Source organism: Streptomyces sp. NPDC004609 (genome assembly GCF_042873655.1).
GTDB lineage: Bacteria > Actinomycetota > Actinomycetes > Streptomycetales > Streptomycetaceae > Streptomyces.
Map to the genome: position 1 here is coordinate 57,576 of NZ_JBIALS010000016.1, position 12,916 is coordinate 70,491.

11 protein-coding genes and 1 pseudogene are annotated in these 12,916 nt (G+C 71.4%); 5 read left to right on the top strand and 7 right to left on the bottom strand.

The features are described from left to right. Window positions 1-31: 31 nt before the first annotated feature. The 5 genes from ACFYT4_RS17745 to hppD form a co-directional block, all read right to left on the bottom strand. Window positions 32-628, bottom strand: coding sequence for a class F sortase (locus tag ACFYT4_RS17745; RefSeq protein ID WP_389269394.1), 597 nt, complete (start codon window positions 626-628; stop codon window positions 32-34). Window positions 629-727: 99 nt separating this feature from the next. Next, window positions 728-1,162, bottom strand: a complete 435-nt coding sequence (locus ACFYT4_RS17750) for a hypothetical protein (RefSeq protein WP_389269396.1) — start codon at window positions 1,160-1,162, stop codon at window positions 728-730. Between the two features lie 128 nt (window positions 1,163-1,290). Continuing rightward, the gene (locus ACFYT4_RS17755) at window positions 1,291-3,306 is read right to left on the bottom strand and encodes a sensor histidine kinase (protein WP_389269398.1); all 2,016 of its coding nucleotides are present in this window, start codon (window positions 3,304-3,306) and stop codon (window positions 1,291-1,293) included. Next, a complete protein-coding gene (locus tag ACFYT4_RS17760) occupies window positions 3,293-4,012 on the bottom strand; it encodes a response regulator transcription factor (RefSeq protein WP_389269400.1) in 720 nt (239 codons plus the stop codon). The genes ACFYT4_RS17755 and ACFYT4_RS17760 overlap by 14 nt, the downstream gene beginning before the upstream one ends. A gap of 157 nt (window positions 4,013-4,169) precedes the next feature. Next, window positions 4,170-5,315: a 4-hydroxyphenylpyruvate dioxygenase gene (gene hppD, locus ACFYT4_RS17765; protein WP_389269402.1), complete on the bottom strand. Its 1,146-nt coding sequence runs from the start codon at window positions 5,313-5,315 to the stop codon at window positions 4,170-4,172. A gap of 147 nt (window positions 5,316-5,462) precedes the next feature. Between hppD and ACFYT4_RS17770 the strand changes: the two genes are divergently transcribed. The 4 genes from ACFYT4_RS17770 to ACFYT4_RS17785 all read left to right on the top strand — a co-directional run bounded on the left by ACFYT4_RS17770 (window position 5,463) and on the right by ACFYT4_RS17785 (window position 9,341). Further along, a complete protein-coding gene (locus tag ACFYT4_RS17770) occupies window positions 5,463-5,948 on the top strand; it encodes an Lrp/AsnC family transcriptional regulator (RefSeq protein WP_389269404.1) in 486 nt (161 codons plus the stop codon). A 402-nt stretch (window positions 5,949-6,350) separates the two neighbouring features. Further along, window positions 6,351-7,229, top strand: a complete 879-nt coding sequence (locus ACFYT4_RS17775) for a hypothetical protein (protein WP_389269406.1) — start codon at window positions 6,351-6,353, stop codon at window positions 7,227-7,229. A 28-nt stretch (window positions 7,230-7,257) separates the two neighbouring features. Continuing rightward, on the top strand, window positions 7,258-7,848 hold the full coding sequence (locus tag ACFYT4_RS17780) for a PadR family transcriptional regulator (RefSeq protein WP_389269408.1): 591 nt from the start codon (window positions 7,258-7,260) through the stop codon (window positions 7,846-7,848). 1,016 nt (window positions 7,849-8,864) lie between these two features. Continuing rightward, entirely contained in the window at window positions 8,865-9,341 is a 477-nt protein-coding gene (locus tag ACFYT4_RS17785; RefSeq protein ID WP_389269410.1) for a hypothetical protein, read from the top strand. 58 nt (window positions 9,342-9,399) lie between these two features. On the opposite strand, the gene ACFYT4_RS17790 is transcribed toward ACFYT4_RS17785, so the two are convergent. Both ACFYT4_RS17790 and ACFYT4_RS17795 read right to left on the bottom strand, forming a co-directional pair. Next, entirely contained in the window at window positions 9,400-10,188 is a 789-nt protein-coding gene (locus ACFYT4_RS17790; RefSeq protein WP_389269412.1) for a S16 family serine protease, read from the bottom strand. A 168-nt stretch (window positions 10,189-10,356) separates the two neighbouring features. Continuing rightward, window positions 10,357-10,851, bottom strand: a pseudogene (locus ACFYT4_RS17795) (aldehyde dehydrogenase family protein); the annotation flags it as partial. 98 nt (window positions 10,852-10,949) lie between these two features. Between ACFYT4_RS17795 and ACFYT4_RS17800 the strand changes: the two are divergent. After that, window positions 10,950-12,701 (top strand): N,N-dimethylformamidase beta subunit family domain-containing protein, encoded by a 1,752-nt coding sequence (locus ACFYT4_RS17800; protein ID WP_389269414.1) that lies wholly within the window; start codon window positions 10,950-10,952, stop codon window positions 12,699-12,701. The last annotated feature ends 215 nt before the right edge of the window (window positions 12,702-12,916 follow it).

Below are 12,916 nucleotides of genomic sequence, written 5' to 3' on the forward strand. Positions count from 1 at the left end.
CCACCGAACCCACCCAGAACGCGAACTCCCCTCACCCCAGCGTCGCGTACACGATGAGGTTGTCCACCGGGTGGCCGTCCTGGTCGAAACCGCCGTCGCAGGTGATCAGCCGCAGCTCGCGACCATTCACCGGGCCATAGACGCGCTGGGTGGGGAAGGCCGTCTTCTTGACGGTTTCGGTGCGGGTCACGGTGAAGCGGGAGGTGACGCCCTTGCTGTTACGGACGGAGATGTCCGCGCCCTTGGTGAGTTTGCGGAGGTCGTGGAAGACCGCCCGGCCGAACCTCGTGTCGTTGTGGCCGATGATCACCGCGGGGCCGGGCTCGCCGGGGACGGCGCCGCCGGTGTACCAGCCCGCGGTCATGCCCTTCTCGGGGGGCGGGACCTCGACCGTGCCGTCCTGGTTGAGGCCGAGGCGCATGAGGGAGCTGTTGACGCCGATGGCGGGAATGGTGACGTGGACGGGAGCGGCGGCGTTCGGCCGGGCCGGGGGGACGGAGGCGGCGGGGGCCGGTGCGGGGGCCACGGACGGCGGTGAGGTCTCCGGCACGGTGGCCGGGGAGCAGGCCGTGGCGGCGGCGAAGGCGAGTGCGAGGGCAAGGGCGGCGCGGACGGACACGCGGGTCATCGTGGGGCTCCAGGAACCAGGCGGCTGCGGACTTCCGCCGCGGTGGCAGCGCCCGGCCGGTGAGACGGTGGGGGCGGTGCCACCGCGGCGGGTGCGGGATCAGCCGTCGTGGCGCGCGGCCCTGCGGCGGCCGATCAGGACATAGCCGCCGGCCGCGAGCAGCACGGCGGTGGCCGATCCGGTGATGGCCGCGGTGGTGCCGCCGTCCTGCGCGGTCGAAGCGGTGCCGGGCCGCTCGCCCGCCGCGACCCCGCCGCGCGGTACGGCATCGACGATGACGCCCGTCGGGCACGCGGCCTTGGCCTTCGCGACGGCGTCAGGGTCGGCCTTGCCACCCTTCGTACCCTTCTTGTCCTTTACACCTTCCTTGTCCAAGAAGATGACGCACGGGTCGTCCGCCTTCCGGTCCGAGGCGACGGGCGCGGGCTTGGGTGAGGGCGAGGCTTCCGCGAACGCGACGGCGATGGGGACGACCGTGGCGCCGACGGCGACGGTCGCGATGGCGAGGGAACGCAGGATGGTACGCGGGGACATAAGGGGATGGCTCCATTCCAGCTCGGACTCGGTGCCCGGCGCGACCTCGTGGTGACGGGCCGTCCGGGCATGACCGCCAGGCTGGACCGGAGTTGTGAAGAAGCTGTCAGATCGTTGTGTGGCGGCGATCAGGGCGAGGGCGGCGGCCGGTGGGCCGCCGGGCCGTCCGGCCCCGCGACGGGCAGCCGCAGGGTGAAGACCGACCCCTCCCCCACCGTGCTCTCCGCGGAGGCCGAACCGCCGTGTGCCTCCGCCAGCTTCCGTACGATCGCGAGGCCGAGCCCGCTGCCGCCCGTGCGCCTGCTGCGGGACTTCTCGGCCCGCCAGAAGCGGTCGAAGACATGGGGGAGGTCGTCCGGCGGGATGCCGTCGCCGGTGTCGGCGACCTCCAGGACGACATACCGTCCGGTGTCCTCGCCGTCGCCGGAGCCGTCTCCGTACCCGTCCCCGTACGCCCGCAGGGTGACGGTGCCGCCGTGCGGTGTGTGGCGTACGGCGTTGGAGACCAGATTGCCGACGGCCTGCCGCAGCCGTACCGGATCGGCCGTCAGCGGGGGTGTGCCGGCGGGGACCGAGACTTTCACGGTGACGCCGGACGAGTCGGCCCCGACCTGGTGCGCCGCGGCGACCTGGCCGAGGAGTTCAGCGGGGCGGACCGGCTCCGGCCGCAGCCGCAGCGCGTCCGCGTCGGCCTGGGCCAGGTCCTGGAGGTCGTCGATGATGTGCTGGAGCTGGAGCGCCTCCTCCAGCAGCGAGGCGACGAACGCGGGGTCGGGGTCGGCGATGCCGTCCTGGGCGCCTTCGAGCCAGCCCCGGATATTGCTGAGGGGTGTACGGAGTTCATGGGCGACGTCGCTGACCATCTCCCGGCGCTGGGACTCCAGCCGGGCGCGGTGGGCGGCCATGTCGTTGAACGCGGCGGCCAGGCGCCCGATCTCGTTGTCCGAGCGGACCGGTACGGGATCGGCGCTCTCGCCGTCCTTCAGCCGCTGGGCCGCGCCGGTCAGCGCGCGCAGCGGCCGTACGAGCCGGGTGGCGGCGAGCACGGACGCGCCGACGGTCAGGGCGAGGACGAGAGCGGCGGCTCCGGCGATGCGCGCGGTGTTGCGCGGTGAGAGATCGAAGCCGGGGACGGTGGGGGTGCCGGAGTCGCCGATGAACAGCAGGGCGGCAGGGGAGACATAGGGGGCGAGCTGTTCGCGGCGGGCGGCCTCCACACAGGTCGCGACGGCCCGGTCCGCACCCGCCTTCTGGGGGTCCAGTCGCAGCACCACGGGGGCGGACTCGACCGGCGCGGGACGGATGCCCTGCCCGGCACCGACGACGAACACGCCGTCGACCCGGACGATCCTGATCTCGGGCTCCGAGGCGAAATCCAGGCGCAGCCGTACGGCGTCTCTGCCCTGGCGCCGCAGACAGTCGTCGGTGAGACCGTTGAGCGCGCGGAGGGCCCTCTGCTCGGTGACGGTGGGCTTGCCGAGCCGGTCGGACCCGCACCAGGAGGGCTCGGTCTTGTCCGACTCGGCGCCGACGACGCGTACGAACGGGCGTCCGCTCGGGGCCGGGACGATGTCCGCGTCGGTGCCCAGGTCCCGCAGACAGGCCACGACCTTCTCGGCGGCACCTTGCAGTTCGTCGCGCTCGGCCCGGGTCAGCCGGAACGGGCCGACCGCGCGGTGGTCGATGCGGTCGGTGGTGTCGCCGCCGTACCGCGGCGCCGTCGGGCCGAGGACGGTGTCCGTGGCGAGCGGGTCGACGACGGCCGAACGCCTCTCCGGGAGCGCGGGGGGCTTCGTCCCGGTGGCGGAGTCGGCGATCGGCTCCCGGTTCTGGGTGGTGAGGGCGATCCGGCGGTCGTACTTCCGGGCGAGGTCGCGCACGGTCTTCTGCACTCCGCCCCACTGGGGGCGGGTGGCGGCGTGGTCGAGGAGGGTGTTGTAGATCCGGGCGTCGTCGGTGAGGTTCTGTCCCTGCTGCTGTTTGATCGCGCCGGATGTGGTCTGGACGGCGATCCAGGCGGTGGCCGCGACCGAGCAGGCGGCGACGAGGGCGGAGACGGCGAGCAGCCGTCCCAGCAGGCTCTTGCGCAGCGGCAGCCGCCGCCGTCCCTGTCCCTGTCCCTGTCCCTGCCTACGGTCGCGCACGGCCGGTCCGTTTCGCCGGGTCGGCCAGTTTGTATCCGACGCCGAAGACCGTGAGGAGCAGGGCGGGCCTCCGGGGCGCGGGCTCGATCTTCTTGCGCAGGTTCATGATGTGGACGTCCACGGTCCGGTCGCCTATGTAGCGGGCGTAGCCGTGGAGTTCGCGGAGGAGCCGCTCGCGGGTGAAGACCCGGCCGGGTTCGGCGGCCATGGCGGCGAGGATGCGGAACTCCCCGGGGGTGCAGTCGATCCGCTCACCGTCCACGGTGATCTCGTGCCGGTCGGGGTCGATGACGAGCGGGCCCGCGGTCAGCAGGTGCTCGGGAGCGGCTTCCGGGGGTCTGCGGGTGCGGCGCAGCAGGGTGCGGACGCGGGCCATCAGCTCGCGCGGGCTGTAGGGCTTGGTCATGTAGTCGTCGGCGCCGAGATCGAGGCCGAGCAGCAGATCGTCCTCGGTGGAGCGGGCGGTGAGCATCAGTACCGGCAGTTCGTACTTCTCGGCCCGCAGGATGCGCAGGACGTCCAGGCCGTCGGTTCTCGGCATCATCACATCGAGGACGAGCAGGTCGGGGGCGCGGTGGCGGACGGACTCGACGGCGGCGCGGCCGTCGTGTACGAGGGTGACGGTGTGGCCGTCCCGTTCGAGGTAGCGGCGGACGAGTTCGGCCTGCTTCTCGTCGTCCTCGGCGATCATCACATGTGCGCACACAGGCTCGATCGTAAGCAGCGGCGGGGTGGCCGGACCCGGGCGGGGCGCTCCGGGACCGGGTGGAGCGCCCGCGCCGATCCCTGCCGCCGCTCACCCGGTCGGTCCCGGCGTACCGTCACCCGCGTGCCGAAGGCCGAGGGCCGGGCGCCCCGCACGCTCAGAGGTTGCCGCGCTTCTCCTGCTCGCGCTCGATCGCCTCGAACAGGGCCTTGAAGTTGCCCTTGCCGAAGCCCATCGAGCCGTGACGCTCGATCATCTCGAAGAAGACCGTGGGCCGGTCCTGCACCGGCTTGGTGAAGATCTGGAGCAGATAGCCGTCCTCGTCGCGGTCGACGAGGATCTTCAGCTCGCGCAGGGTCTCGACCGGTACGCGGGTCTCCCCGGCCCACTCGCCGAGGGTGTCGTAGTACGAGTCGGGGGTGTCCAGGAACTGGACCCCGGCGGCGCGCATCGCGCGTACCGTCCCGACGATGTCGTTGGTCGCGAGCGCGATGTGCTGGACCCCGGCTCCCCCGTAGAACTCCAGGTACTCGTCGATCTGCGACTTCTTCTTCGCGATGGCGGGCTCGTTGATGGGGAACTTCACCTTCAGCGTGCCGTCGGCGACGACCTTCGACATCAGGGCGGAGTACTCGGTGGCGATGTCGTCGCCGACGAACTCCTTCATGTTGGTGAAGCCCATGACCTTGTTGTAGAAGGCGACCCACTCGTTCATGCGGCCGAGTTCGACATTGCCCACACAGTGGTCGATGGCCTGGAAGGTCCTCTTGGCGGGCGGCTCGACGACCGGGTCGGCGGCGGTGAAACCGGGCAGGTAGGGGCCGTCGTAGCCGGAGCGCTCGACCAGGGTGTGCCGGGTCTGGCCGTAGGTGGCGATCACGGCGAGGACGACGGTGCCGTGCTCGTCCTTCAGCTCGTACGGCTCGGTGAGACCGCGGGCGCCGTGCCCGGTGGCGTAGGCGTACGCGGCGCGGGCGTCCGGGACCTCGATGGCCAGGTCGACGACACCGTCGCCGTGCGCGGCGACATGGTCCGCGAGGAAGGCTCCCCAGTCGGTGGACTGCTTGATGACGGAGGTGAAGACGAACCGGGCGGCGCCGTTCTCCAGGACGTAACCGGCCGTCTCACGGTTGCCGTTCTCCGGTCCGGAGTACGCGACGAGCTTCATGCCGAACGCCGTGGAGTAGTAGTGCGCGGCCTGCTTGGCGTTGCCGACGGCGAAGACGACCGCGTCCATGCCCTTGACCGGGAAGGGGTCGGCCTCGCGCGCGGTGTCCGGGTGGTGATGGATGGTCTCAGTCATAGGGGCAGGCTCCTCCCGTTCCACAAGGTGCGCAATAGTTCGTCATTCCCCTGGGCATTCTGCCTAGCCCGGATGCAGGATGAGGGGGCCATCTGTACAGGATGACCATCGGAACGACGGTGCGGACCACTCTGGGGGAGATGCCCTGTGGCGATCGATCAACTGGACGGCCGGCTCATCGTGCTACTGGCGCGCGAGCCCCGTATCGGCGTACTGGAGGCGTCGCGCCGGCTGGGCGTGGCGCGCGGGACGGTGCAGGCGCGGATGGACCGGCTCCAGTCGCACGGAGTCATCCGCGGATTCGGCCCGGACGTCGATCCGGCGGCCCTCGGCTACCCCGTCACGGCCTTCGCGACGCTGGAGATCAAGCAGGGCCAGGGCGCGGATGTACGGGCCCATCTGGGCGGGGTGCCGGAGGTGCTGGAACTGCACACGACAACCGGGCACGGGGACATGCTCTGCCGTCTGGTGGCCCGTTCGAACGCCGATCTCCAGCGGGTGATCGACCGGGTCGTCGGTTTCGACGGCATCGTCCGGGCCTCCACGGCGATCGTCATGGAGAACCCGGTGCCGATGCGGATCATCCCCCTGGTCGAGCAGGCGGCCGGGGACTCGGAGGACGCCCCGGGCTGACCCGGAACCGGGGCGTGGGCACGGACCAGGCCGACGCGGGCGGTGGGCACGGACCGTGGGGCTCGGGCGGTGGGCACGGACCAGGCCGACGCGGGCGGTGGGCACGGACCGTGGGGCTCGGGGTGCCGGCCTCGATCGCCCGGACGATGTACGGGCTACTCCCGATCGCCCGCACCTCGGGTCGCCGGGCTGAGCGGGATCGATCCGTCGCGGGTGGACACGGAGAAGGGTACGGGATGTCCCGTACGGTCCGGCTGCCGTGGGTGGAGCTGCCCCTGCCCTAGGGGATGCCCCGCATTGCCCCCCAGTTCCTCGCATGGGGCTCGTGGTCGGTCACGCGCGGCCCTATAGTCGATATCGACTAGTCGAAACTGACTAACCGAATCGGCCAAGGACCCGCCCATGCCCGTCAATCCCTCGCCATCCATACCCACCAGCGCCCGCACCCTCCTGTGCGTCCAAACTGTGTTCGCGCTGGTCATGACGCAGTTGCCGCCCATCTTTCCGGCCACACTCCCCGCGTTACGCACTCCCCTCTGGAGTGCCATCGCTCTCGTCGCCGGCGCCCTCACCGTGCTCGTGACCGTGCGGCCCCGCACACCGCGGGCCGTCCTGCTCGCGCTCGGCTGGCTACAGGTGCTGCTGGCGGCCGTCAACGGCTTCCTTGTGGGCGACATCGCCGCGCTCCTCCTCGCCTCCTGGCTTGCGGTCGCCGCGCTCGCTCTGCTTGCCGGGCAGTTGCGCAAGAACCCGCGCAAGGCTCTGGTCGCCGTGCATGCCGTCAGCTCGGCCGCCTGGGTGGGGATCGGCGTCGTCTTCGTCGCGCTCTCCGTCGTCGCCCTCACCGGGACGGATCTCCACGCCGTACACGTCACGTACGAGCTCATGGAGACGTTCGACCAGACGCTCCTGCCGTGGGCCAACGTCGCCACCACCCTCACCGGCGTCGCGCTCGGCCTGACCACCAAGTGGGGCCTGATCAGGTACCGCTGGGTGGCCATCAAGCTGGGGATCTCCGTCGGCGTCCTCGTCATGGCGTTCGGCTTCCTGCACGACGCCGTGGTGTCCGCCGTCGAGCAGTCGGAGCAGCTCATGCGCACCGGCGGCACTGTCGCGGAGGTCGACGCGAACGCGGAGGTCGTACTGTGGGGGTTCACCACCGCGCTCTTCAGCCTGGTCGCCGCGCTGCTGCTCTCCCTCTACAAGCCCGGCGGCAGAACGCGACGCGGCCGAAGGCAGGCCGCCCGTCCCGCCGGGCGGGCGACCGCGCCCCGGGCGTAATCTGAGGGCCGGTTCGAGGAGGCGACGGATGGGCAGGCACGTCAGTAATCCGTTGGCTCTCGCCGTGCTCGCGTACCTCATGGAACGCCCCATGCACCCCTACGAACTGGGCAAGCTGCTCAAGCAGCGCAACGCGCAGGAAAGCATCAAGTACCGGCACGCCTCGCTCTACATGGTCGTCGGCCAACTCAGCCGTGACGGGTACATCGAGGCACAGGAGACGGTGCGCGAGGGGCAGCGTCCCGAGCGCACCGTCTACCGCCTCACTCCCACGGGTACGGCCGAACTTCGCGATCGAATGCGGGAGTTGGTGGCCGTCCCCGTCAAGGAGTACCCCCGTTTCGAGGCGGCGCTCGCGCTCATCGCGGTGCTGCCGCCGGACGAGGTCACCGCCCTGCTCGACCAGCGTCAGGGGGCCCTGGAGGAACGGGCCGTGGAGCTGCAAGGCCGCCTCGCGCAGAAGGACATCGACCCGCTGTGGCTCATCGAGCATGAGTACCGCCTCGGTCAGACCGAGGCCGAACTGCGGTTCCTCAAGCGATTCCGGCACCAGGTCACCGGGGGTGGCCCCGAGTTCGGTGCGTTCTGGCGGACACTGCACACCAACCGATCGGAGTGACGCCGCACTCCGCAGCGCGAAAGAGGGCCCGCGCTCGACGGTGCGTGGCTGAAACCCCACCCACTGATCACAACATCACACACGCCCTAACCGCCGATCCTCACCTGATCCGGGTCTCCACTCGGGATGCTGACGGGCATCGCTTCGATCCGCGGACCGCCGGATCATGGGATGGACCTGGCACGCTCGTGGACAACAGGCGCTTCTTCGCCAGCTGCAACGCGGCACCCGTGATCCGCAGCAGACGTGCGAGCAGTGGCCGGTGATCGCGGAACTACTGGGTCAGCTGAGCGCACGGCCGTCGCGCAGGAGCTGAACGCCCAGGTCGACTTGGCGAGTGAGGACCCCGTACGAGGCGGGGAAGGACTGGCTGATCACGCAGGGGTACATCAAGAAGGATCAGCCGCGCCACCGGACGCTTTCACCGGGCGATTCCCGACCTTGGCCGGGCACGGTTCACCGGCTCCCCCGCTGCCGGGCTCCGGCGAGCTATCACTTCACAGCGTTCTAGCCATTCTGGGTGGTGAGTGGCGGGCCCCATCGCCGATGGCGTCCAGGCCTCCTGGCATGCCCTTCCCCTGGGACAGAGCAAGGTCACCTCACCACCAGGTTTCGCTTCCGCCACCCTGGCTTTCACGCCGTGGGCCCACAGGCGCCGTTGGAGCTGCAGGCACCAGATGGACATGCTGGCGGGGCGCTGCGTGGCCTGTTGTCCTCGACGGAAGGCGACATACATGCAGCAATTCATACGGTCAGTTACCGCGTTATCGTTCGCCGCGTGTCTCCTGGTGGGGATCGCCGGGACACCTGCCGACGCAGCGCAGTCTCCGGGCAAGCCCGAGACCGTGGTCACCCTCATGGAAGAGCCTGCCTCAACAGGCTCACTCAGGGCCGCCGCACCGATCCCCGGCATTGCACGGAGCTCCGACAGGTCGACGAATGGGTCGCCAAGCCCCCTCCATTGTGCTCACCGGCCCGGTGAAGGGGGCGTTCATCCAGTGAACAGGACCGGTCACATGCCCACTCCCGCGGTGCCTTCCTCCGTACAGGACGTCTCTCCCCGCATCGAATACCGCCACTTCCAGCTCGTCGACGAGGGCGCCGTGGTGGCGCCGCCCGAAGGATGGGCCGCGTCGTCCGGGATCGTGGTGGCGGGGGGCCGTGGCGTCGTGCTGCGTACCGGAGGGAACGACTTCTACCCGTACGTGCGGATCGAAGCGTTCCCCGAGGCCCCGCTTCCCGGTGACGAGTCGCTCTGGGAGGTTGTGGAAGAGGCCGGCTTCGTCACCGTGGCGGGGACGGTACTGCTGCGCGAGTGGGACGGCGGCCCGGTCGGCTCGCCGGTACGGATCGGGGGTCCCGGTGCCTACCGGCTGCGCGCTCATTGCCGTGGGCGGGCCGAAGCCGCGTTACTCGTCGGCGAGGAGCTGTACTACGAAGGCGTCGAGGAGTGGCTCCTGTGGATCTGGCCGCTCAAGGCCCCGCACCCCTGACCAGGAATGACGAACCGGGGCACCGTGGGGCCGGGCGATGCGCCCGGGTACGCGGGGATCAGCAGGACGGAACGCCGCCGCCCCGCTCCAGCGCCCGGAGGGACTCCACCGCGCCCTTCAGGGTGGTGACGGGGATCAGCCGGAGGCCCTCGGGCAGCTCGGCGCGGGCGTCCGAGCACTCGCCCCGGGGGACGAGGAACACACTCGCGCCGTCCCGCTTGGCGGCCTGCGTCTTCAGGGACACCCCGCCGACCTCGCCGACCCGGCCGTCGGCGGTGATCGTCCCCGTACCGGCGATGTTCCGGCCGCCGGTCAGATCGCCGCCCGCGCCGTCGCCGTCGAGCTTGTCGACGATCCCGAGGGAGAAGAGCAGTCCGGCGCTGGGCCCGCCGACATCGGCGAGGCTGAGGTCGACCTTGACCTTGGCCGGGTCCTCCCCCAGATACGCGAGCGCGGCCCGGGTGGCCTCGTGCTGCGACTCCTCCATCGCCCGCAGATTGACCTTCTCGACCTCTTTCCCGGACTTGCCCGACGGGTAGACGGAGTCCCTCGGCAGGACCGAGCGGTCCTCCCGGAACCAGCCGTCCACCACGTCCTGCGCGTCCACGTCGGCGGACGGCCCGCTCGCGAGGATGGTCGTCATCCGCAGCGCGCCCTCCGTCTTGCGCACCGGCGCCCCGGTGATCGAGATCACCGGGGTCCCGTTGTTCTCCCCCAGCACGTTCGCGGTGCTGCCGGGCTGCGCGATGACGAACGGCAACGGCGCGAACGCGGCGACGGCGAGCAGCGCGACGACGGGCACGGAGCTGAGGAGGACGGCACGGGTACGTGTGAGGCTGGAGAGCACGGGTGCCAATCTATCCGGGCGCGGCCGGGGGCCGGGACCCACGGTGGCCGCCCGTACCCGGCCCCGGTACGGGCGCGGCCCGGAGCCGGGCCCCGCGGCGCCAGCAGCCCGTCGCCGTGCCGTACGGCCGCCGTCGGCCCGCGAGCCGCGCCCGCACCTCGTACGCCCCTACAGGTCGCTGATGAAGACGTTCTTCACCTCGGTGAACGCGGCCACCGCGTCCGGGCCGAGCTCGCGGCCGAGGCCCGACTGCTTGAAACCTCCGAAGGGGGTCGAGTAACGGACGGAGGAGTGCGAGTTCACGGACAGATTCCCGGACTCGACCCCGCGCGCGACCCGCAGGGCCCTGCCGACGTCACGGGTCCAGATCGAGCCGGAGAGGCCGTACTCGGTGTCGTTCGCGAGCCGTACCGCGTCCGCTTCGTCGTCGAACGGCAGCACCGCGACGACGGGCCCGAAGACCTCGTCCGTGACGGCGCGGTGCCGGGGCGACACCGGGGCGAGCACGGTCGGCGGGAACCAGAATCCCGGGCCCCGGGGGGCGTCCCCGGCGAAGGCGACCGGCGCGCCGTCCACGTAGGACGCCACCCGGTCGCGGTGGGCGGCGGAGATGAGCGGGCCCATCTCGGTGCCCTCCTCCCCCGGCGGTCCCACCGCCGGTCCCCTCCGCCGTCGACGGCCCCCACCCCGGCGGCCTGCAGCGGATCCGGGCGGGCTCGTACGGCGTACTCGACGACGCCGGCCCCGCCGACCGGCTCTCGGTGTGGCTGTGGACGGCCCGCCCGGCGCGGGGCAGCCGCCAGGTGGTGCTCAGCCGTGGTGATCTGGAGCTGTTCCTCGACGGCGACGGGACGCCCGCCGCACGCGTCGGCGAGACCCTGCTGACGTCCGCCCGCCCGCTGGACGCCGAGCGCTGGACGAGGCTCGGGGTGACCCTCGGCCCCGGGTTCCTGCGGCTGGAGGCGGGTGACGACATCCGGTCGGCCCCGTGCGGGGCGAGTGCCCCCGCCGGCCCCGTGACGGTGGCGGCGAGCGGCGCCGGGCACGAGCACTTCACCGGCAAGATCGAAGAGCTGCGGCTCGGCACCCGGGTCCACGATGTACGCGCACTGCGCCTGGTCAACGGCCCCACGCTGGCGGTGACCGGACGGCACTGGCAGGACGACACCACCGACTTCCGCTCCGCGCCCGCCCAGTACGCGGCCGTGCACTTCCACGAGGACGACGTCGAGGACGCGGGCTTCACCCCGACCGCCGAACTCACCGTCCCGGACGGTCTGCCGAGCGGCGTGTACGCGTTCCGGGTGCGCGACGGCGCAGGGCTGGTGGACCACGTGCCGTTCACGGTCACCCCGCCCCGGGGCACGGCCGCCGCGCGCATCGGTTTTCTGCTGCCGACCCTGACCTATCTGGCGTACGCCAATGAACGCCTGGTCGCCGCGGGCGACGGCGGCATGGTGCCCGCCGACGGGACCACCGAGCCCGCACCCGCCGACCGCTGGCTCGCCGCGCACCCGGAGGCGGGGCTCTCGGTCTACGACAAGCACACCGACGGCTCCGGCTGTTCGCTGGTCTCCCTGCTCCGCCCGATCCCCAATCTGCGCCCGGACTTCGTCTGGTGGAACACCGGCGCCCCGGAGCGCTTCGGCGCGGACCTGTACATCGCGGACTTCCTCGACCACCGGGGCGAGCCGTGGGACGCGTTCACCGACCACGATCTCCATGAGCAGGGCGCCGGACTGCTCGCCCGCTACCCGGTGATCGTCACCGGCACCCATCCCGAGTACAGCACCCGGGAGATGCTCCTCGCCCTGGAGTCCTACCTGGACGGCGGCGGGCGGGTGATGTACCTCGGCGGCAACGGTTTCTACTGGGTGACCAGCATCGACCCCGACCGGCCGCACCTCGCCGAGGTCCGGCGCGGAATCAACGGCACCCGCGCCTGGAACTCCCGTCCCGGGGAGACGCGCCACCAGACCACCGGCGAGCCCGGGGGCCTGTGGCGCTACCGGGACCGGCCGCCGCACCGGCTGACCGGCGTCGGCTTCGCCGCCCAGTCCGACGGCCGCGACCGGGCACCCGGCTACCGGCGGACCCCCGCCGCCCAGGACCCGGCCCACGCCTGGATCTTCGACGGCGTCTCGGACGCGAAGGTCATCGGCGACTACGGGCTGAGCCTGGGCGGAGCCGCGGGCTACGAGATCGACCGCTACGACCCCCGCGCGGGCTCCCCCGCCCACGGTGTCGTCCTCATGACCTCACAGGGCCTGCACCCCGACTCGTACCTCCTCGCCGTCGAGGACCTCGACGTCACGGTCGCCGAGGTCACGGGCAGCACCAGCGACCGTGTCCGCTCGGACGTGGTCCACCTCGAACGCCCGGGCGGCGGCGCCGTGTTCAGCGTCGGCTCCTGCTCCTGGGCGGGCAGCCTCTCCCACAACGGCTACGACAACGACATCGCCCGCATCACCGACAACGTCCTGACCGGCTTCCTCCACCGCGCCACCCCCTGACGCCCCCAACCAAGCCGTCCAGCCACAGAGGAAGCCCACGGCCACCCCTGCGACACATCAAAGAACAAGGCCCCCCGAGCCGCCCGCGAGCGACCCGAACAGGCACGCGGGTGCCGCCGTGGGGTGGGGGTTCCCGGGTCTTCCGCGAGTAGGCCGAAATCGCGTGCGGGTCATGCCGTGGCGCGGGGGCCCAGGTATTCGCAAGCGAGCCGAAG